Genomic DNA, 238 nt, shown 5'->3' on the forward strand with positions numbered 1-238 from the left:
GTCCAGGCCTGGTCCTCTTCCTCGCTCCACACGCCGGCACCGATCAGGTCCTTGCGCTGGCGCAGCATCGGCTCGCGCTGCCAGGCAGCCTTGCCCTCGGCATCGTCGCGGGAGCGGCGCGCGTCAGCGGCGGTGGTGTGGGCGGACAGGCGGTAGGTCATCAGTTCCAGCACGGTGCCGCCGGCGGCGGCCAGCGCGCGCTCGCGCGCCTGCAGCGTGGCGGCCCTCACCGCGCTCA

The 238-nt window shown here is 74.8% G+C and carries 1 protein-coding gene; it reads right to left on the minus strand.

All coding sequences use genetic code 11. The features are described from left to right. On the minus strand, positions 1-238 hold a 238-nt coding region (locus ACQG3P_RS23240), incomplete at both ends, for a thiamine pyrophosphate-dependent enzyme (RefSeq protein ID WP_426806359.1).

Origin of the sequence: Stenotrophomonas sp. SrG, from assembly GCF_050031795.1 — a bacterium.
Taxonomy (GTDB): Bacteria; Pseudomonadota; Gammaproteobacteria; order Xanthomonadales; family Xanthomonadaceae; genus Stenotrophomonas; species Stenotrophomonas rhizophila_A.